Annotated in this window: 11 protein-coding genes; 4 read left to right on the forward strand and 7 right to left on the reverse strand. The window is 43.6% G+C overall.

All coding sequences use genetic code 11. The annotated features are described in order from the left end of the window. Positions 1 to 83: 83 nt before the first annotated feature. The 7 genes from QZZ55_RS06110 to QZZ55_RS06140 all read right to left on the reverse strand — a co-directional run bounded on the left by QZZ55_RS06110 (position 84) and on the right by QZZ55_RS06140 (position 12,347). Positions 84 to 3,488 (reverse strand): EAL domain-containing protein, encoded by a 3,405-nt coding sequence (locus QZZ55_RS06110; RefSeq protein ID WP_293266380.1) that lies wholly within the window; start codon positions 3,486 to 3,488, stop codon positions 84 to 86. Then, positions 3,485 to 4,282 carry an ABC transporter substrate-binding protein gene (locus tag QZZ55_RS06115; RefSeq protein WP_293266382.1) on the reverse strand — a complete coding sequence of 266 codons (798 nt, stop codon included), beginning with the start codon at positions 4,280 to 4,282 and terminating at the stop codon, positions 3,485 to 3,487. The genes QZZ55_RS06110 and QZZ55_RS06115 overlap by 4 nt, the downstream gene beginning before the upstream one ends. 147 nt (positions 4,283 to 4,429) lie before the next feature. Continuing rightward, positions 4,430 to 7,549: an efflux RND transporter permease subunit gene (locus QZZ55_RS06120; RefSeq protein WP_293266384.1), complete on the reverse strand. Its 3,120-nt coding sequence runs from the start codon at positions 7,547 to 7,549 to the stop codon at positions 4,430 to 4,432. Beyond that, a complete protein-coding gene (locus QZZ55_RS06125; protein ID WP_293266386.1) occupies positions 7,546 to 8,952 on the reverse strand; it encodes a hypothetical protein in 1,407 nt (468 codons plus the stop codon). Before QZZ55_RS06125 ends, QZZ55_RS06120 begins: the two co-directional genes overlap by 4 nt. A gap of 156 nt (positions 8,953 to 9,108) precedes the next feature. Further along, on the reverse strand, positions 9,109 to 9,843 hold the full coding sequence (locus QZZ55_RS06130) for a methyltransferase (protein ID WP_293266388.1): 735 nt from the start codon (positions 9,841 to 9,843) through the stop codon (positions 9,109 to 9,111). Positions 9,844 to 9,851: 8 nt separating this feature from the next. Next, the gene (gene narL / locus QZZ55_RS06135) at positions 9,852 to 10,502 is read right to left on the reverse strand and encodes a two-component system response regulator NarL (protein ID WP_293266390.1); all 651 of its coding nucleotides are present in this window, start codon (positions 10,500 to 10,502) and stop codon (positions 9,852 to 9,854) included. A gap of 27 nt (positions 10,503 to 10,529) precedes the next feature. Further along, positions 10,530 to 12,347: an ATP-binding protein gene (locus QZZ55_RS06140; RefSeq protein ID WP_293266392.1), complete on the reverse strand. Its 1,818-nt coding sequence runs from the start codon at positions 12,345 to 12,347 to the stop codon at positions 10,530 to 10,532. A gap of 258 nt (positions 12,348 to 12,605) precedes the next feature. Between QZZ55_RS06140 and QZZ55_RS06145 the strand changes: the two genes are divergently transcribed. The 4 genes from QZZ55_RS06145 to narH all read left to right on the forward strand — a co-directional run bounded on the left by QZZ55_RS06145 (position 12,606) and on the right by narH (position 21,363). Further along, positions 12,606 to 13,901, forward strand: coding sequence for a nitrate/nitrite transporter (locus tag QZZ55_RS06145; protein WP_293266394.1), 1,296 nt, complete (start codon positions 12,606 to 12,608; stop codon positions 13,899 to 13,901). A gap of 98 nt (positions 13,902 to 13,999) precedes the next feature. Then, positions 14,000 to 15,604, forward strand: a complete 1,605-nt coding sequence (locus QZZ55_RS06150; protein ID WP_293266396.1) for an MFS transporter — start codon at positions 14,000 to 14,002, stop codon at positions 15,602 to 15,604. Positions 15,605 to 16,048: 444 nt separating this feature from the next. Continuing rightward, a complete protein-coding gene (locus QZZ55_RS06155) occupies positions 16,049 to 19,798 on the forward strand; it encodes a nitrate reductase subunit alpha (RefSeq protein ID WP_293266398.1) in 3,750 nt (1,249 codons plus the stop codon). Then, positions 19,795 to 21,363, forward strand: a complete 1,569-nt coding sequence (gene narH / locus QZZ55_RS06160) for a nitrate reductase subunit beta (RefSeq protein ID WP_293266400.1) — start codon at positions 19,795 to 19,797, stop codon at positions 21,361 to 21,363. The genes QZZ55_RS06155 and narH overlap by 4 nt, the downstream gene beginning before the upstream one ends. Position 21,364: the final 1 nt, after the last annotated feature.

Raw genomic sequence — 21,364 nt, forward strand, 5'->3', positions numbered from 1 at the left:
GGTGGTAGTGAGTGATTCATTGGGGGTAACTGAGCGATTAAGTAAAGAGTAATCTGTTTTTTTGCTTGCTCGATTAATGGTTTCTAATCTTGTTCTAATTTTGCAATGAGGATCTCAATTTTAGTGATCAGCATATTACGCTGCTGGTGGAATTCAGTTAAACGCTTGCAGGCTAATTCGTTGTGCCCATCATTGACTAGCTTTATCAGTTCAGAACAGAGTGAGCGAGTTGCATCATAGAGTGGTGCAATGTCTTGGAATTCTTCTAAGGATCCGTAACGAGCAAATCCGCTACTGTAAAACCAACGTCTAAATTGGCCATGGTTATGGATTTTTCTTGGATGGGGGCAGGCAGGATCTTTCATAAAACTCTCTAAAGAGTCAAGCCAGTTTATATGGCTTTGCATAGCAACTTTGAGACTGAGGTTGTTATCATTTTTTAGTGGTTGGTTTATGCTTGCCCATGGACGTGTTGTTTGCCATTGTGTAACCCAGTCAGGAATTTTTTCAGCGGGCATTGGACGCGCAATGCCGTATCCTTGGGCTTGTTGGCAGCCAAGTTGAATGAGCATTGCTCCATGCTCCAATGTTTCAACACCTTCAGCAATGACAGGTCGGTTAAAAGTTTGAGCAAGTCGTATAATGCTCTCAACAATATCTAAATCATTTGGATCATCTAGCATGTCTCTTACAAAGCTTTGATCGATCTTCAGAATATCTACTGGTAGGCGTTGAAAATAAGTTAGCGAAGAATAACCTGTTCCAAAATCATCTAAAGCAAAACGTACACCCATATTGCGACATGTCGCTAATACGCTATTTGCTTGGTCCAAATCATTCAGAGTGCTTGTTTCTAGGATCTCTAATTCTAAATCCTCATGTTTTACTTCTGGGTAGCGCGCAAGCATGCCTTTTAAGCGGCTTGAGAACCCCTCTTTTAAAAGGTGATTAGCACTCAGGTTGGCGCTAACTGGGAAAAATAATCCTGCTTTATTCCAGATCAAAATTTGTTTAACGACAGATTCTATAACCCATTCACCAATCTCAATCTCAAGGTCGTGACCATCAATGAGATCCAAAAACGCTGCAGGGGGAAGAATACCTTGGACAGGGTGTCGCCAACGAATTAGGGCTTCGGCTCCTATTACTTCACCGCTAACTAAGTTGACCTTGGGCTGATAATAAAGAACGAACTCATGATTCTTTAGTGCTTTTTCGATACTCTTAAGCTGAGATCTTCGAGCTTGTACTTCAAGGTCTAATTCAGGATCAAAGAGGTGGTAGCGGTTCTTGCCGGCATCTTTAGCTCTGTACATGGCTTGGTCAGCATGTCGAAGTAGCGTGTCAGCGTCTGCTGAGTCTTCAGGAAATATGGTCACTCCTATACTGGCTGAAATACTGACTGAGTTATTTTCAACAGCGATAGGCTCGTTGATCACTTTCAGCACTCTACGCAGGGCAATATCTACTTCTTCAGCTTTTTCAATTTCTGCAAAAAGGATAACAAACTCATCACCGCCTAGCCGCGCTAGTGTGTCTTCATCGCGTAATATTTTTAGAAGCCTCTGGGTTACTTCTATGAGTAACAAATCACCTGAAGCATGGCCATACTGGTCATTAACAGGTTTGAAACCATCTAAGTCTAAGTAGCATACAGCGAGCGACCGATTGTTACGTTTTGATTTGGCGATAGTCTGGACGAGTCGGTCGCCTAATAGACGTCGATTAGGGATGCTGGTTAATGGGTCGTAATGGGCAATCCGGTGCAATTCTGCTTCATGAATTTTGATGCGGCTAATATCTGAGAAAACAGCAACATATTGGCCAATGTCACCATTTTCTTTATGTACAGTATCTATTGATAAGCGTTCAGCGTAGATGTCTCCTGATTTTTTTCTATTCCAAATTTCACCTTGCCAAGAGCCAGTTTCAATCAGCGTGCTTTTCATTTCAGAGTAAAATTCGGGCGATTGCCTGCCCGAAGCCAGAATACTTGGGTTTTTACCAATAACGTCGTTGTAGCTGTAACCTGTAATACGAGTGAATGATGGGTTTACATCAATGATGAGGTTATCCTCATTCGTGATCATGATGCCTTCTTGGCTATTGGTAAAAACGCTTGCTGCTTGGCGTTGCTTGGTTTCAGATTTTTTGCGTTCAGTTATATCAGTACTGACGCCAATGAAATGTTGTAAATGGCCTTGGCCGTCATGAAACGCTGTGATGGTTGATTGAACATCATAAAGCCGGCCATCTTTACAGCGGTTTGTTAGCTCGCCGCGCCATACCCCTTTCTCATGTATGCATTTCCACATGCGCTGATAAAAGCTACTGTCTTGTAACCCGGAAGATAACATGCGGGGGTTTTTGCCAATAATATCTTCTGGACTGTAGCCAGTCATTTTACAAAAAGCGGGGTTGACAGAAATAATTTGAGCGTTGATATCGGTAATAATGATGGAATCAGCACTGCTGCCAAAAACAGTCGCATTTATACGCTGGAGTTGTTCTGATTTTTCGCGTTCATCCTCAATTTGCAGCTGGCGCCGATAAAATACAATGATGAGTCCTGCTAATGTGAGAACAATGGCAACGATGACACCAAGCAGTGTTTTTGCTTCCGCTTTCCAGCTTTGCATGGCGCGGTTACGATCAATACGAGTGACGACTAAAAAAGAATAAAGTTGAGAGGCTCTAAAGGAGCTAAAGGAGGGCTTGCTTGCTTCAGATAGCTGCGCTAAAAACTGGCCTGTTTCAATAGCCTCTGGTGATAAATTGTATTGATCTTCTTGGGATAGGGCGCCTATTTTTGCAGATATATCGGTGGTCATTAACAAAGTGCCATCATAGCGAATAATATCAACAATGCCATTTTCATTATTGAGAATCTGCGAGATATGGTTAATAAAGAAATCTGTATTTAAGGCTATTAGCAAGGTAACACTTCGCGTACCAAAGGATAGCGTATGGATTACCGGGACAAAATTTAACTTCTCTGCCCTGACAGGGTTTTGGTGGGTTGTTGGGCTGCCGCTGATAAAATCACGGCCTATCCAAGGCATTCCGATACGTAGAATATCTTGCTCACCTGTAGGTTTTGGTAAAAAAGTATCCATGTTGATGGTAATGCCAACGTTTGCTCGGTTAGAGCTGACAATGATTTTTCCGTTTTCATCCAGAAGAGAAATTGAGCGTTGAGCTGGGTTGTTCTTAAGTGTTGCAAGCAGCGATCTTTCAATATTAAAGTAATTCTTTTTCCTGCTGTCCATATTAGCAATATTGGTTGTTGTCAGTTCAGCTAAGCGAAAATTCTGTGTTAAAAACCCCTCAAAGCTACGCGTGTGCATTGCTGAGACTTCTAGCAGACCAGCGGCTGTTTCTTCACGAAGCCGCCAAAGGGAGTACCAAGTGATGACGATAATAACAGTCACAAAAAATAGAACTGCGGTGATGTATATATTACGTAGCTGCTTAGACTGTGAGTTCATGGTATTAGGATGGCTGAAAGTTTATGGTTTTTAGCTGACGCCATTAACCGGCCATCTTTTTTAATATCTTGCATAAAGCGTTCTATGCGTTCGTACCACACATCATCTCCATGTTTCATTGCATACGCGTAAGGTGTTTTATGGTAATTCGAAGGAGGAGGAATTAACTTAGCCCAGTCTCCGGTCGTTAAAAAACGTAGGCTATAAGGGTAATCAGTCATAAAAGCATCAGCGCGCCCTGAGCGGACTTCTAATTCACGGGCAAAGGGTTTATTCAGGACCATTAGTTTTGCAGACTGTAGAGTTTTCTTCATGAAGGCTTCATGTAGTGTCCCTTTACTGACGGCTATAATTGAGTTTGGTTGGTCAATATCATTCCATTTTTTTATGCGAGGGTTGCTTTTGGATGCTACCGCATAGATATCGCTGATAAGGTGTGGTTGGCTGAAGCGTAGCTTTTCTTTTCGGTATGGAGTAATACCAATAGCGAACATAGCAATATCGCAATGATCAAATGCAAGATCTTCGGTTATAGTGGAAAAAGAGCTATCTACGAACTCGACAGATACCCCCAAGTCTTTTCCTAACTCGTTGGCCATATCAAAATCAAGACCCGAAAGCTGTTGTGTTTTCGGGTTCCTGTAAGTAATGCTGTAATACTCTGGCCAAATACAAACACGCACTGTCTGTTGAGCAGTGATCTTAGTTAACCGGCTAGTGTCACTGCTTTCAGATGCTGTTGCGTTAAAAAAAAAGCCAAAGATTACTAGCAGTACAGGGCATAGTAATCGCATTGAAGCCTCTAGTATCCAATGATTTCTGACCAAAAAGTCAGTATTGAATAAAAGTATAGCCTAGCTATGTGTTTATGCATTAATCATCTGTTCATAATTCAGATAGTAGATCATTCCTCATATTGCGTGGCTATTCAAGTAGAGTGTCTACGCTTGAATAGCTGAACTCGTTTTGTCATCGCTTAGGGTTTCTTTTTCAGTAAATCCTAGGTCTTCTAGTATTGCATAAGACGCTGGTAACACGAGTAGTAACAGCAGTGTTGCGGACATCATGCCAAACACGACACTTGCAACGAGAGGGACTAAAATCTGTGCTTGTAAACTGGTTTCAGACAATAACGGAATCATACCTGCCACCGTGGTTACAGAGGTTAGAAAAATAGCTCTGAAGCGGTCTCTAACCGCTTGACCGGCCGCATCATGAAGTGTCATTCCTTCCATGCTGCGGGCTTTTACAGACTCAACTAGTAGAATAGAGTCGTTAACAACTACGCCAGCTAAGGAAACAAACCCAATCATGCTCGGTAGGCTTAGGTCTAAGCCCATTAAATAGTGACCCCAAATAACCCCAATTAATGCCAATGGGATATTAAGCAACACAATGATTGGTTCTTTAAAATTAGCAAACTGTAAGCTTAATAACAGATATACACCGGCGATACCCAGTATGAAGCCTGTGAGTACAGATCCACTGGTTTCTGAATCGTTTTTGACTTCTCCTTCTAGGCTGAAAAGGAGGCCTGGATAACGTGCTTTGAGCTGTGGCAAGAATGTGTCGCGAGTATGATTAATAATCTCACTGGTGTTGGCTACTTGAGTATCAACATCACCGCTAACCGTCACTGTGCGCTGGTGGTTGATGCGTACAATGCGTGAGTACTGGCGGCTTTCTTGGATATCTGCAATCGATTTAAGTGGAATGTCTACGTTGCTCTTCGAGAAGAGGATCAGATTTTCAAACTCAGTCAGTGCATTTTCGGGGTTGCTGTCCAGCATTACGTTAATTTCGTAAGCTTCATTGCCTCGGTATATATCGCTTACTTTAACGCCTTGGTAGGCGGCCCTAAGTTGTGAGGATAGTCCTTGGACATCAATTCCAGAGCTAATGGCTCCTGCTTGTAATTGTACTTTGAATTCTGTTTTTCCAGGGCGTATATCAGACATGATGTTGCTGGTACCAGAGTATCCGTTTAACCAGTTTTGCAATTCCCATGATGCATCGTAGAGCGTATCTAGATTACTTCCTTGTAGCCGAATAGAGATGGCTTGGCCAGACGGGCCGAAGCTAGGTTCTTTAAATTGAATAGAGATGGCATCTCGTATCTGAGGCGTTAGCTCTCTCCACTGCCGCTTGAGTTCAACGAGTGAAGTATGACGCTTTTCTGCATCCAATAAATCTAAGCTGATTGTTGCTAGGTGAGAGCCTGTCTCATGAGCATCATCATTTCGGCTGTATAAAATAGAAGTATTTTTAATTAACTGGCCTTCAGTTTCTGCTGGGAGCTGTTGCAAAGTGTTGTCTAGGCTTTGTGTCAGTATGGAAATAACTTCTTGGGTACGGCTAAAAGGGGTGCCTTGTGGCATTAATACCCGGACTTCTAACTGGTTGCCTTCTATGTCCGGAAAACCCTTAAACTTTACGGTGCCTGATATTAGTAAGCTAATAGATATGACTAGCATGACAATGGCAAAACCAACGGTGATGTAGCGATAACGGATTGAAGTATCTGCAAGTTTGCCTACTACTGCTCTTAATTGATCAAACTTTGCATCAAAACGTGCGCGCCAATGTGTAGGCTTTTGCTCACTATGGTTCACTAAAGAATGCTGTAAGTGATGGGGCAAAATAAGAAAAGCTTCTATGAGACTGATGGATAACACGGCAAGTAGAACAACCGGAAGCACACCGAGAATTTGCCCAATATCTCCCTTTAAAAATAAAAGGCTGCCAAATAGCATGGCTGATGTGACAAAGGATGAAAAAACGCCTCGTGCTACTTTTTTTACACCGTCAATACTGGCCTGAAAAGGAGATTTTCCTTTACGGTATTCATGGTCGATGCTTTCGGATAGAACAATTGCATCATCCATGAGGATCCCAATGGCCATCAAGAGGGCTACCATGGAAATCATATTGATACTGACCTCAAGCGTAGACATGATCACTAGTCCACCCAAAAAGGAAATAGGTAATCCTAATGCGACCCAAAAAGTATAGCGCCAGCTAAAGAACATAAATAATGCGAGAGTGGCTAACAGCAAACCTTGCCAGCCATTTTTCAGTAATAGATTGAGTCGGTCTTGGACGATAGAGGCTGAGTCTTGAGTGATGATTAATGAAGTACCCTCAGGAAGGAGGGCATTTTCTTGATCGATGAAGGCTTTTGCTGCGTTATAAATTGTTAACGTATCGTCCGTTTTGTTTTTACTGATCTGAATGAGCGCTGCAGGTTTTCCGTTTAATTCGGTACGCTCTTCCTCCTTAGCAAAATTATCTTGGATTGATGCAATATCGCCTAATGTTATTTGACCGCCTTTGTCGTTATCAAGAATAACTAAGTCTTCCAGTTCAGCAACACTGCGACGAGTATTTTCAACTCGAATTTGGTATGAGTTTTGACTTCCTTCAAGAACCCCAGCGGGTAAGTCTACGGCTTGTGCTGAGATTAAGTCGGCTACATTTTGAATGCTGAGTTGATATTGGCGCATTGCATCTGGCTTTACTCGTACACTGAGCTCGTGTTCTGAAAAACCCGTGACAGTAACAATAGGTATTTCTGGTAGTGATAGCAGACGATTGCGATAGTATTCCGCTAGCGCTTTGAGTTCGGGCATAGTGTTATCGGCGGTAACAGCAATACTTAATACCGCTTCGGTACGGCCAAGCTCTTGAACGACAGGGTCTTCTGCGTTATCAGGAAAATCATTAATGCCATCAATGGCAGCATTCACATCATCAACAAACTGCTTTATATCTCCCGCTTCTTGCATTTCTAATGTGAGTGTTGCCAAACTGTCTCGCGCTTCGCAGATTTGTTCCTTTAAAAAGCTAAGGCCATCAGTGGCATCTTCTAAGCGGTTGCATAACCCTTCCTCAACATCGGCAGGGCTAGCTCCAGGGTAGGCAACCGTGACACTGACTTTATTGAGTTTTATTTCTGGAAATGTTTCTTTATTTAACTGAGGTAAAGCAACCAGTCCTAGCAGGATAATGACTACCATTAAAATGTTCGCAGCAGTAGGATGTCCAGCAAAGTAGCGGATCATTGAGCAGCTCCACTATTGCTGGTGGTATCTGTAATTGAGGAAGATGTTGTGGGCTTTCGGCCTGTTTTTTGTAGTGCTGCTTCACGTTTTAGATTGAGGGTAGGTTGCAAAGGCATACCTTCAATGACTGGAATTAGGTCATTGATGATAATTTGTTCGCCTACATTTAAACCTGACTCAATAATGACTAAATTATCTTGGTTAAACAGGACGCTAACCGGGCGTATTTCTAATTTCTGTTCAGTATTTGAAAGGTAGACACGGCCTTCGTGAAGCGCGCTACGCGGAATGACTATGGCAGAGAAAGCGGGGGCATAGAGGTCTACAGCGGTATACATTCCTTTAATGAGCGGGGGGCGTTTTCCCGGAATTACTTTCTGATAAGGGTTATCCACAGCGACAACTACGCCTAAAGTGCGGCGTACCGGATCAACTAATTCACTAAAGCGTAGAAGCTTAGCTTCCCATTTAGCTTCTGGACCTGCACCAACGAGGCTTATGTTAGCCGAAAAGTTTAATTGCTCCATAATCCGACTTAAATCAGGGGTAAATGTATTCGTTCTATCTTGTGAAATTCTTGAACTAATCAATGTCCGCATTTTCTGTACGGGTAGCTGTGCATTGACTTCGATACGATTAATGGCCAATGATTCAAATAGGTAAGTGCCAACGGTGACATACTCACCTTGTTCAACTAAAACTTCGCCTACTTGTGCGTCGAAAGGCATATAAATTTCGGTTCGTCCTAATGTCGTTGTTTGCCCTTTAACTTGTTGGGTTGCGCGTTCAATTTGCGCTTTAGTGGAATCTCGACGGCTAGTGTATGTATTGAGCTGTCCTTGCAGGTCAGCAGCGCTTTGACGAAGCTGCAATACTTTTTGCTCTTCAGCATCCAGAGTGGACCGAGATACTAACTGTTTATTCCAAATATCTCTGATTCTTGCTAATTCTTTTTCTCCCACACGTAAGTTTTCTCGAGCATATTGTAAAGAGCGACGTGTAGTTTTCTCTTCTTCGTTGAGCTGTGCTAAAGATGATAGATTCGAGCGTAAATCTGCTTCGCTCTGGCTAAGTGATATCTGAGAGTCTTCGGGATCAATTTTGGCCACTAATGTTCCCTGTAAAATACTTTTCCCGGATTGTAAATCAGGATGTAGGTAGCTTATCTTTCCACTGACTTGAGCTTTCGTTTTGAGTGCTACAGCAGGCTCGACAGTGCCATAAGCTGTCACATGAGGACTGATCTCGATGGTTCTTACTGTGATGACATCAACCGGTTTGGGTTGCATGCCTGTGTCGGAATGCTCAATGGCTGGTTTGCTTTTTATCATAAAAGCAGCCACCGCAGCTCCAATGAATAATACGATAAAAAACATAAATGGCTTTTGAAGCAGAGCTTTCATCAGAGTTTCCAGAGCATAAAAAGTAAGGTGAAGGGTTGCATGGATGGAATATATTACAGATTCGATGGCTTTACAGGTAACTTTACAGAGCTTTACAGAGCTTTACATTGGAGCTTATGGCGCATTGGGAGGCATAACTTGATGGAAGGTGGTTTTCTAATCTTCGACTTTCATGCGTGTGTAATAAGGTGAGAATAACGTGGCAGCGGCATGTGTGTGAAAGGGATGTTCTTTATAGAGGGTGAAAAGACTCTGCTGAACTTTTGCCGGGTGCCTCCCCAGAGTGGTTATTTCTCGATGTGGGTCATGCTGGTTGCTATTTCGTACTAGCATTCTCTGCTGCGGAAAAAGCTTAAGCGGCTCGGCAAGCTTTATTAGTGCCTCTGACTCCGCTAAGGGTAGTAATATCCAAGCGTGGCCATCTTGAGATAATAGATGATCGATAGAATTGATTAAATCAAATAACGGCAACTGGCCATTGTGACGTGCAAGGGAGCTTCTTTCACACGAGTTTGGCGTTGAATCAGTAAAAAAAGGCGGGTTAGTTAGAATGCAGTCATAGCGTTCGGGCTTTTGGTTCACATAGTCACGGATATCTATTTCTATTAATGATAAGCGGTCAGGCCAAGGACTTTGATTGAAATTTTCTTTGGCTTGAGCGGCGGCTTGAGCATCGAGCTCAACGGCGTCAATTTTGGCCAATGTTCGTTGAGCCGCAAATAGGCTAAGTAACCCTGTGCCCGCACCAATATCCAGTATCCGTTGAGCATTTTTCACATCGGCATAGGCGCCTAAAAGCGAGGCGTCCGTAGTGACTTTCATGGCGCACTTACCCTGTTCAATTACGAACTGCTTACACTCAAAGTGACTATTTCGTTTACGCCGTGACATAAGGTTTCTTAGCCCAATCCTTCTTGTACCGCCCAGACAGCTACTTCAACTCGCGAGCGTAAGCGTAATTTCTTAAGAAGATGTTTCACATGTACTTTTACTGTGCCTTCGGTAATGTTGAGTTTGCGAGCTATTAACTTGTTAGGAAGTCCGCCCGCAATGAGTTTGATGATTTGTTTTTCCCGAGGTGTAAGGCTGCTTATATCTGACTTATTGCTGCTTCTGCCAGACTGTAATGCTTGTGCCAATAGTGTAGTGAGTTTATCACTGATCACTACTTTACCTAATGCCGCCTGACGTAAGCTTTCAAGAAGTTCTTCAGGCTCCATGTCTTTCAATAGGTAGCCATCCGCTCCTGCTTTTAATGCAGCAACAACATCTTCTTCGTTATCTGATACGGTAAATACGATGACGCGTGATACAACTTCTTCATCCCGTAGCATTTTGAGTGTTTCTAGCCCGTTGATATTAGGCATGTTTAGATCAAGTAAGATGAGATCTGGCTCTGTTTCCTTGGCGGCTTTTATACCATCAATGGCATTGCTCGCCTCCGCAATGACTCTTAACTCATCGTCAAGCTCAATGAGCTGTTTCACACCTTTACGTAGTAAAGGGTGATCATCAATGAGTAGAATAGAAGCGGAAGTTGTGTCACTCATAAAAATTGAGTCCTTATTATTATATGCTCAATGATGTTTGGATTTGAATGTTAACAGAACCCGGGTACCACCGCTTGGTTGGTTTTCAATGCTTAGCTGCCCTTTAATAGTGGCTGCTCTGTCTTGCATTATGACCAGACCATAGTGATTCGTCAGTTCCTGGTTTTGTGGAAGCCCAATACCGTTATCTTCAATTGATACGCTAATGTCATCTTTTTCAGCGCTAATGGAAACATTAACCTCAGTAGCTTGCGAGTGTTTAACAACATTGGCAAGTGCTTCTCTTAATAATTGAAGCACGTGAATCTCTTCGTTAGGCGTCAGTGTTAGATGGTGAATGCCATAATGATATTTTATTTTTAGACCTAAGCGTTCCGAAAATTCATTGATGGTGGTTTCAAGTGCATGTGGCAACCCAGGTTCATCCAGTTTGAGACGAAAAGTGGTTAGTAGCTCCCGTAATTGACGGTACGCGTTGTTGAGACCTTCTTTTAGTTCATCAATAACATCATCAATGCTCTCTGTACTGGACTCCTTCTTGCGAAGGATTTGTAGGCGAGTTACTTGTATTTTTAAATAGGAGAGTGATTGAGCGAGTGAGTCATGTAGCTCACGAGCGATAACGGCACGCTCTTCTATTAATGAGAGTTGTTGTTCTTGCTCGGCCTTTAATTCTAAGGACATAGAAGTTGCTAAGTTTTCTACAATGGCTTCTACCAACTTTATATCAGACTGCTTGGGGGGAGCATGAAGAAGAAATTGTGCATTAAACTCCCCAAAATACGTTTCTCTGGTCTGAATAGGTAAAGACAATATTTTGTGCGGACGGTGATCAAGTTCTTGTACGATACAGCTGTTACAGCTGAGTACTCGACAGTTTTCGGGTCTTGACGTAGCTTGTGTGGTGAGTTCTCGAAAACTTTTTTTATTGTTGGGCTCGCATAAGGTTACTTCTATGGGGCCGAACGGGCTAACCGTTTCAAGCTGTTGCATAACAGGCATGAGGCGACGGCAGATATCTTCTTTTCGGTTAAAGCAGCGAGTAGTGTCATACAGGAGTTGCAGTGATTCATTAGATTGCTGCAATAGCGATGTTTTACGTTCGACCCGTTGTTCTAAATCCGTATATATTTTCGAGAGTTCTTCAGCCATGTGGTTGAAAGAGTCTCCCAATACACCCAGTTCATCTTGGCTTTCATATTCCACCCTAGCCGCTAAATCACCACGGCTTGCACGGCGCGCCATGTGTACAAGCTCTTGCAAGGGTATAACAATGTTGTTTTTTATGTCTAGCATGGCGATAAAAATGATTAATACCGTCATGAAGAGGCTAATGGCCTGAACTAAACTGAGCAGTTTTATTTTGGATTCAGTACTGCGCTCTAATAACTGCACCATTTGGTCAATTCTATGGACGAATTGTTCAATTTGTTCAATATAATCAGGTGAGAACTCAGTATTGACTAACGCATTATTGAGGGAAGGAATGATATGTTCATTCCAGTCTTTTACTAAATTATCGTGAAGACGGTAAAGGTCATGATCGCCATCTTGAGGAATCACTATTTTTAAGATGGGACTGTTGATGCGTTTTTCAAACTCGGATATAGAGCCCTTAACTTTATTGTGGTTCGTTGTGTTTGGGATTTGAGTGTGCTGGCCGGTTTCGGCAATAATTCTGTAAGATAACATGCGTAGAGAGCCGGCTAGGTTGATACCAGCCGCATCACCTTGTGTGCTTTCTGCTACGATAACTGACCCAATCATACTTACAACAGCCATAATGCTGATAGCAAGCATAGCGGCACCTAAGCGTGCGATGAGTGACTGTTTAAAAAAGTGCATTAGCCTAATAGAGCCTCTGGTATTGCCAAATACTCACAAATAAATTGTGTGAAATGGCTTTCTGTATGTTTTTACCAAACTGGATTTAAAATATCAGTAAAATCATGTGCTTACAAAGAATAAAAGAGGTACCTATAAAGAGGTATTTTGCTAAAAGCTGACTTTAATCATGAGGTTAGGTCTTGATTTCGATCAACAAAAAAAAATAGCTACGGGCTTACCTTTACACTCATTCATATCACTTTGAACGGGTGTTAGATGATAGCTAACAGTAACCAGCAACAGATTTCAGCGATCGCAATGGCCACGTTGGCCTTTTCTGCGTGCTTCGCGGTCTGGACATTGGTGTCTGTTATTGGCCTTCAAATAAAGCATGAACTGGGGCTGTCTGAAACGCAATTTGGTGTGCTGGTGGCTACGCCTATCCTTACGGGTGCATTGCTTCGCTTGCCAATGGGGATTTTGGCTGAGCGCTTGGGAAGCCGGATTCTTATTGTGGCCCTGCTTCTTTTTGTCAGTGTTCCGTTATTCTTATTTTCTTATGCTTCCACATTCAATCACTACTTGCTGTTGGGCTTAGGGGTTGGTGTCTCTGGTAGCATGTTTAGTATCGGTATTCATTTTGTCTCTTCTCGTTCTAGTGAGCGTTCTCAGGGCTTGGCCATGGGGATTTTTGGTGCAGGTAATTTGGGAGCGGCGGTAACAAATTTAACTGCGCCATTAATCATTATTGCTTACGGGTGGCGCATGGCACCAACCGTTTATGGTGTGGTGTTGTTGTTGTTAGCGTTTTTGTTTTGGATGCTGACTGATGAAGATCAGAAGGGTGTGGGTAAACCGCGCCGAATATACAGTTTAGCTGAGCAGATTAAACCACTTGCCGATGCGCGCGTGTGGCGCTTTGGTTTGTACTATTTCTTTGTATTCGGGGGGTATATAGCGCTTGCTCTATGGCTGCCTGATTACTATGTCAGTCACTATGATTTGGATATTCAGACTGCTTCGTTTTTAACCTTGATGTTCACTCTTCCAGGTGCGCTAACACGTATTTTGGGAGGCTGGAGTGCAGATCAATTAGGCGCGCGACATGTTAATTGGAGCGTCTTCTGGGTTTGTCTGGTATGCCTGTTTTTCCTTTCCTATCCCCCCACCACTATGACGGTTCATGGAATTCGTGAGACTACGACGTTCGTGATCGATATGCCGGTCTGGCTGTTTACTGTTTTGGTCATGGTGATGGGTGTGGCAATGGGTTTTGGGAAGGCCAGTGTGTTTCGCCTTGTTTACGATTACTACCCAGAGAGAATGGGTGTAGTGGGAGGTATGGTGGGCATGCTGGGTGCGATTGGTGGGTTTGTCTTACCAATCCTGTTCGGTCTAGTGGCCGATACAATGGGGGTTCGCAGCTCCTGCTTTATGTTGCTCTACGGGGTTTTGGCTGTCTGTATGTGTGTTATGTACTACGGGATTTCTGTCGAAGAGCGGCGTTCTCGATTGCAGGAGGCAATTCGCAATAACTTTCTGAAAGAAGATTCTGATGTTACGAGCAGTTGATATTTGCAGTAGTAAGTAGGTATTTGGTTGCTCAGATTTTGTAGGTCGAATGCAAAGATTGCCATGAGGCGGCGGTGCATTCACTTTGGAGAAAAAGTATGTCTGATATAAAAAAATGGGACGTAGAAAACGAGCAATTCTGGGAATCAGAAGGTAAGCGAGTTGCTACACGTAACTTGTGGATCTCTATTCCTAGCTTATTGTGCGGTTTTGCCGTCTGGTTGTACTGGGGCATCATTGCGGTACAGATGCTTAATTTGGGCTTTCCATTTGAGAAAGCTGAACTCTTTACATTGGCAGCGATTGCGGGGCTAACAGGGGCAACCTTGCGAATACCGAGCAGTTTCTTCATTCGTATAGCGGGTGGACGAAATACGATTGTCTTTACTACCGCATTGCTTATGATCCCGGCAATTGGTGCTGGTTTTGCGTTGCAAGATAAAGACACGCCTTTATGGGTATTCCAATTGCTGGCTTTCTTGTCAGGGATTGGTGGCGGTAACTTCGCATCTTCAATGTCTAACATTAGCTTCTTCTTTCCTAAGAAACAGCAGGGTTTAGCGTTAGGTCTAAATGCTGGTTTGGGTAATGCTGGTGTAACTACTATGCAGATCCTAGTACCGCTAGTGATGACTATGGGTATTTTCGGTGGTGCACCGATGATCCTAGAAAACACTTCGGGTACGTTGATTGGTAAGATTCCTGCTGGTTCTGAAACTTACATTCATAATGCCGGTTTTGTATGGTTGTTGTTTTTAATTCCTCTGGCTATTGTTGGTTGGTTTGGAATGAACAACCTTCGCACAGACGATGTTTCTCCTGATATTGGGTCGCCTGCCGGTGCGATGTCTAAAATCGTGGGCTTGTTGCTCATTGGGTTTATGACGGCTGCTGCTGGTTTGTTCATTATCCTTCCAGACCCAACAGGTCTAGGTGCTCCGGGTTGGGCTAAGTGGCCAGTGATTGTCGGTATTCTCTTCTTCACCATTATGTTGATGAAGATGATACCTGGTGACATTAAGCCTAATTTGCAGCGTCAGTTTAAAATCTTTGAAAACAAACATACTTGGGTAATGAGTGTTATCTACACCATGACTTTTGGTAGTTTCATTGGTTACTCTGCTGGTTTTGCATTGGCAATCAAAGTTGTATTTGGTTACCAGCATTTGATGGTTGATGGCGTGATGACTCATGACGTAGTCAACGCGAATGGGCCTTCTGCTCTAATGTTTGCTTGGATGGGACCATTTATTGGTGCTTTCATCCGTCCTATTGGTGGCTGGATGGCAGATAAATTGGGTGGCGCGCGCGTAACTCATTATGTGTCTATCGTCATGATTGCTAGTGCTCTAGGTGTTGCTTATTACCTTAAAGCGGCTTATCAATCAGCTACGCCTGAAGAGTATTTTGTACCTTTCATTGGTTTGTTCTTGGTGCTGTTTGCTGCAACAGGTATTGGTAACGGCTCAACTTTCCGTACTATTGCTATGGTGTTCCCTAAAGAGCAAGCGGGTCCTGCATTAGGTTGGACTTCTGCTGTAGCTGCTTATGGTGCGTTTGTTATACCAAAAGTATTTGGTGAGCAGATCAAGCTTGCTACACCTGAAATGGCTCTCTATGGCTTTGCTGTCTTTTATTTGCTGTGCTTAGCATTGAACTGGTGGTATTACCTAGGTCCTAAGGCTGAATTCAAGAATCCATAAGTGTAAAAATTTAGAATTATGATTTTCTACTTAAAAGAGCCCTCAAAGGGCTCTTTTTTTATGCCTGTAACGTTTCTTTTTCTTAATACCTACAAATACTCCTCTGTAATGATTTTACTAAAAGAATTCCTGGGTTTTTTAGATTTTATTCTTTTAAAACAAGTATTTAGTGTGATTTATTGGTGTATCACCAAAGTGGTATTTTTGCCTGTATTCACTTGTTTTCATGTTTTGAAAGTTGATCTGTATCAACAAGTTTTGGGCATTAAAGCGGTTATTGTGGAGAGAACAGTAAGCAATAGGGTTTGTACAGCAGGGATCGTTGAACAACCTTATGACCGGATAAATCGGTATGCGCTCAAGGCAATTTACTTGTCGGCGTGTCAATAAAACGGCTCGGGGTTATAGCCCCGTCCTGACCTAGCGGTTTCAGGAGAGAATAAAATGAGTCATTTGCTCGATAGATTGAGATTTTTAAAGAAAAAGCAGGGTACCTTTGCCAACGGGCATGGGGAAACTGTTAAAGAAAGTCGTGAATGGGAAGATGGTTACCGTCAGCGCTGGCAGCATGACAAAATTGTTCGGTCTACTCACGGTGTTAACTGCACTGGTTCTTGTAGCTGGAAAATCTACGTTAAGAATGGTCTGATTACTTGGGAAACCCAACAAACAGATTATCCTCGTACACGTCCTGATCTGCCAAACCATGAGCCTCGTGGTTGCCCTCGTGGCGCTAGTTACTCTTGGTATATCTACAGCGCTAACCGTCTTAAGTACCCAACCGTTCGTAAGCGCTTAATTAAGTTGTGGCGTGAAGCGCGTGCGACCAAAGACCCTGTAGCGGCATGGGCTTCTATTGTTGAAGATTCTGCAAAGGCAACATCGTATAAGTCAATGCGTGGCCAAGGTGGTTTTGTACGTTCCACTTGGGATGAAGTAAACGAAATTATTGCTGCGTCAAACACCTACACAATTAAAGAATACGGCCCAGACCGCGTTATTGGCTTCTCGCCAATTCCAGCGATGTCGATGGTTTCTTATGCCGCTGGTGCGCGTTACTTGTCGTTGATTGGTGGTGTTTGTCTGAGTTTTTATGATTGGTACTGTGATTTACCACCAGCGTCTCCTATGACCTGGGGTGAGCAGACTGACGTTCCAGAATCAGCTGATTGGTATAACTCTAACTACATTATTGCTTGGGGATCTAACGTTCCTCAAACACGTACACCTGATGCTCATTTCTTTACTGAAGTGCGTTATAAAGGTGCTAAAACAGTATCGATTACTCCAGACTACGCTGAAGTTTCAAAGCTGTGTGATCAGTGGTTGAATCCTAAGCAGGGTACTGATGCTGCATTGGCGATGGCCTTTGGACATGTCATTCTGAAAGAATTCCATGTTGATAATCCAACTGAGTACTTTACTGATTACTGCCGTGACTATACGGATATGCCATTTTTGGTGCAGCTAGAGCAACGCGACGATGGTTCGTATGCTGCTGGCCGCTTTATCCGTGCTTCTGACTTTGATGGCAACATGGGTCAGGATAACAATCCAGAATGGAAAACAGTTGCATACGATGAAGCAACTGATAGCTATGTAGTGCCGAATGGTTCTATTGGTTTCCGTTGGGGCGAAAAAGGTAAGTGGAATATCGAGCAAAAAGAAGGGCTTGAAGGCCGTTCTACTTCATTGAAAATGAGCTTGCTAGATAGCCATGACGAAGTGGCTTCTGTAGGTTTTCCGTATTTCGGTGGTGTAGAAAACGAACACTTCACGCACAATACCTTCTCTGACATTATTCATCATAACCTTCCAGCTAAGCGCGTTAAGTTAGCTGACGGTTCAGAGTCACTATTAGTAACAGTTTATGACTTGATGATGGCCAACTACGGTATTGATCGTGGTCTTGGTGGTGATTTTGTAGCGACCAGCTTCGATGATAACGCGCCTTATACACCTGCATGGCAGGAGCAAATTACCGGTGTAGACCGTAATGTTGCTATCCAGATTGCACGTGAGTTTGCTGATAACGCCAGTAAAACAAAAGGTAAATCCATGATCATCGTGGGTGCCGGTATGAATCACTGGTATCACATGGACATGAACTACCGTGGCCTGATGAACATGCTAATTATGTGTGGTTGTGTCGGTCAATCTGGTGGTGGTTGGGCTCACTATGTGGGTCAGGAAAAACTACGTCCTCAGACAGGCTGGACTCCACTGGCCTTTGGTCTGGATTGGCAGCGTCCGCCACGTCATATGAACGGTACTTCTTTCTTCTATAACCACTCAAGTCAGTGGCGTTATGAGAAATTAGATGTAACCGAGATTTTATCGCCGTTGGCTGATAAGTCTAAATGGACGGGTAGCTTAATTGACTACAACATCCGTGCCGAGCGCATGGGTTGGTTGCCATCAGCACCTCAGTTAGATCTTAACCCGTTACACATTACCAAAGCGGCTGAAGCTGCAGGTAAAACGCCTCAGGAATATACGGTTGATCAGCTTAAATCAGGCGCAATAAACTTTGCCTGTGAAGATCCTGATAACCCTAAAAACTTCCCTCGTAACATGTTTATCTGGCGCTCTAACTTACTAGGCTCGTCCGGTAAGGGACATGAATACCTGCTGAAATACTTGCTAGGTACTAATCATGGCGTAATGAACAAAGATTTGGGCGAAGCGGGCACTAAAAAGCCGGAAGATGTGGTATGGCACGACGAAGGAGCTGAAGGCAAGGTTGACTTGCTAGTGACTCTGGACTTCCGTATGTCTACTACATGCCTGTACTCAGACATCGTTTTGCCAACAGCAACATGGTATGAAAAGGATGATTTGAATACATCAGATATGCATCCGTTCATACATCCGTTGTCTGCTGCAACTGACCCTGCTTGGGAAGCGCGCTCTGACTGGGATATCTATAAAGGCATCGCTGAGAAGTTCTCAGAAGTATGTGTAGGTCACCTTGGTGTTGAACAAGATCTAGTGACCATTCCAATGCAGCATGACTCGCCGGGTGAGCTTGCTCAGCCGTTAGGTGTTGTGGATTGGAAAAAAGGCGAATGTGACCCTGTTCCGGGTATCTCCATGCCGAATCTCGTGGTAGTTGAGCGTGATTACCCAAATACTTACAGACGCTTTAGCTCGATCGGTCCTTTGCTTGAATCTGCCGGTAATGGTGGTAAAGGGATTGGTTGGGATACTAAAGACGAAGTTAAATTCCTCAAAGAACTTAACTGGACGCACACTGAAGAAGGTATTCATAAAGGCAGAGCGAAGCTGGATACAGCGATCGATGCCTGCGAGATGATCTTGAGTCTAGCACCAGAAACCAACGGACAAGTAGCAGTAAAAGCTTGGGAAGCGTTGGGTGAAATGACCGGTCTTGACCATACTCATTTAGCTAAACCTAAACAGGAAGAGAAAATTCGCTTCCGTGATGTGCAAGCACAGCCACGTAAGATCATCTCTTCACCGACATGGTCGGGTCTAGAAGATGAGCATGTGTCTTACAATGCTTGTTACACCAATGTTCATGAGTTGATCCCATGGCGTACTGTTACAGGTCGTCAGCAGTTCTACCAAGACCATGAGTGGATGCGCGATTTCGGTGAGGGATTTGTTTCTTATCGTCCGCCAATCAACACAAGATCTGTTGAGCCGTTGATGAACAAAAAACCAAACGGTAATCCAGAGATCGCACTGAACTGGATCACTCCTCACCAAAAATGGGGTATCCATTCAACGTATACCGATAACTTGTTGATGCTGACATTATCACGTGGTGGTCCAATTATTTGGATGAGTGAAGGTGATGCAACCACTACAGGTATCGAAGACAACGACTGGGTAGAAGTATTTAATGCTAACGGCGCTATTGCTTGTCGTGTAGTGGTATCACAGCGTGTACCTGATGGTATGACCATGATGTACCACGCTCAGGAACGTATCGTGAACGTTCCCGGTGCTGAAACAACCGGAACTCGTGGTGGTATTCATAACTCTGTTACACGTGTATGTCCTAAACCGACGCATATGATCGGCGGCTACGCACAACAGTCTTATGGCTTTAACTACTACGGTACTGTGGGTTCTAACCGTGATGAATTTGTCATTGTTCGTAAGATGAAAAATATCGATTGGTTAGATGGCGAAGACAACGATTACACTCAGGAGGCAGCCAAATGAAAATCCGCTCCCAAGTAGGTATGGTGCTAAACCTTGATAAATGTATCGGTTGTCACACCTGTTCGATTACTTGTAAAAACGTTTGGACCTCACGTGAAGGAACTGAGTATGCCTGGTTTAACAATGTTGAAACCAAGCCAGGTATCGGTTACCCAAAAGAGTGGGAAAACCAAGAAAAATGGAAAGGTGGCTGGGTTCGCAAAGTAGATGGCAGCATCGAACCGCGTATCGGTGGAAAATGGCGTGTGTTGGCGAATATCTTCGCTAATCCAGACTTGCCAGAAATCGATGATTACTACGAACCGTTTGATTTTGATTACCAGCATTTGCATAACGCACCTGAAGGTAAGCATCAGCCAGTAGCACGCCCTCGTTCATTGATCACTGGTCAGCGAATGAAGAAAATCGAGTGGGGCCCAAACTGGGAAGAAATCCTAGGTACTGAGTTCTCTAAACGCTCGAAAGATAAAAACTTCGATAATATTCAGAAGGAAATCTACGGCCAGTTCGAGAATACCTTCATGATGTACTTGCCGCGTTTATGCGAGCACTGTCTGAACCCTGCGTGCGTAGCATCTTGCCCAAGTGGTGCGATCTACAAGCGTGATGAGGATGGTATTGTACTGATCGATCAAGATAAGTGTCGTGGCTGGCGTATGTGTGTCAGTGGTTGCCCTTATAAAAAGATCTACTATAACTGGAAAAGTGGTAAGTCTGAGAAGTGCATCTTCTGTTACCCACGTATCGAGTCGGGTATGCCAACTGTCTGCTCAGAAACGTGTGTAGGCCGTATCCGTTACCTTGGCGTGCTTCTGTATGATGCAGATCGTATTGAAGAAGTGGCTTCCAGTGGTAGTGAGCAGGACTTGTACGAGAAGCAGCTTGAGATTTTCCTTGATCCGTTTGATCCAAAAGTTATTGCTCAGGCAAAACTGGATGGTGTCACTGATAACGTGATTACAGCGGCTCAGAAGTCTCCAGTTTACAAAATGGCGGTTGATTGGAAGCTGGCTTTGCCACTTCACCCTGAATACCGCACATTACCAATGGTTTGGTATGTACCACCACTAAGCCCAATTCAGTCTGCTGCAGATGCTGGTTCTATTGGTATGAATGGTGCAATCCCTGATGTGGATTCACTACGTATCCCAGTTAAATACCTAGCTAACCTGTTGACTGCTGGTGATGAAAAACCTGTACGACTAGCACTTAAACGTTTGCTAGCGATGCGTGCTTATAAGCGTGATGAGCAGGTGGAAGGTAAGATTAATCTTGAAGTATTAGAAGATGTTGGTCTGACTGAGACACAAGTACAGGAAATGTATAGGTACTTAGCAATTGCTAACTATGAAGACCGTTTTGTAATCCCAACTAGCCATCGTGAGCTTGCTAACGATGCTTTCCCTGAAAGAGGCGGTTGTGGTTTCACATTTGGTAACGGTTGTGGCGGCGGTGAAGAAGAAACAAACATGTTCGGCGCTAAAAAGCAGACAGTCACCATGGTTAAAAAAATCAGCGGTGTGCAGCAGGTTGATCCTGCACTGTTGAACGATGGGGAGCGATAAG

Source organism: Neptunomonas sp. (assembly GCF_016744175.1).
GTDB lineage: Bacteria > Pseudomonadota > Gammaproteobacteria > Pseudomonadales > Balneatricaceae > Neptunomonas.

Coding starts and splice junctions, on each gene's coding strand:
- QZZ55_RS06145 (WP_293266394.1), top strand. CDS start 12,606: ATGATAGCTAACAGTAACCAGCAACAGATTTCAGCGATCGCAATGGCC.
- QZZ55_RS06110 (WP_293266380.1), bottom strand. CDS start 3,488: ATGAACTCACAGTCTAAGCAGCTACGTAATATATACATCACCGCAGTT.
- QZZ55_RS06120 (WP_293266384.1), bottom strand. CDS start 7,549: ATGATCCGCTACTTTGCTGGACATCCTACTGCTGCGAACATTTTAATG.
- narL (WP_293266390.1), bottom strand. CDS start 10,502: ATGAGTGACACAACTTCCGCTTCTATTCTACTCATTGATGATCACCCT.
- QZZ55_RS06150 (WP_293266396.1), top strand. CDS start 14,000: ATGTCTGATATAAAAAAATGGGACGTAGAAAACGAGCAATTCTGGGAA.
- narH (WP_293266400.1), top strand. CDS start 19,795: ATGAAAATCCGCTCCCAAGTAGGTATGGTGCTAAACCTTGATAAATGT.
- QZZ55_RS06125 (WP_293266386.1), bottom strand. CDS start 8,952: ATGAAAGCTCTGCTTCAAAAGCCATTTATGTTTTTTATCGTATTATTC.
- QZZ55_RS06115 (WP_293266382.1), bottom strand. CDS start 4,282: ATGCGATTACTATGCCCTGTACTGCTAGTAATCTTTGGCTTTTTTTTT.
- QZZ55_RS06130 (WP_293266388.1), bottom strand. CDS start 9,843: ATGTCACGGCGTAAACGAAATAGTCACTTTGAGTGTAAGCAGTTCGTA.
- QZZ55_RS06155 (WP_293266398.1), top strand. CDS start 16,049: ATGAGTCATTTGCTCGATAGATTGAGATTTTTAAAGAAAAAGCAGGGT.
- QZZ55_RS06140 (WP_293266392.1), bottom strand. CDS start 12,347: ATGCACTTTTTTAAACAGTCACTCATCGCACGCTTAGGTGCCGCTATG.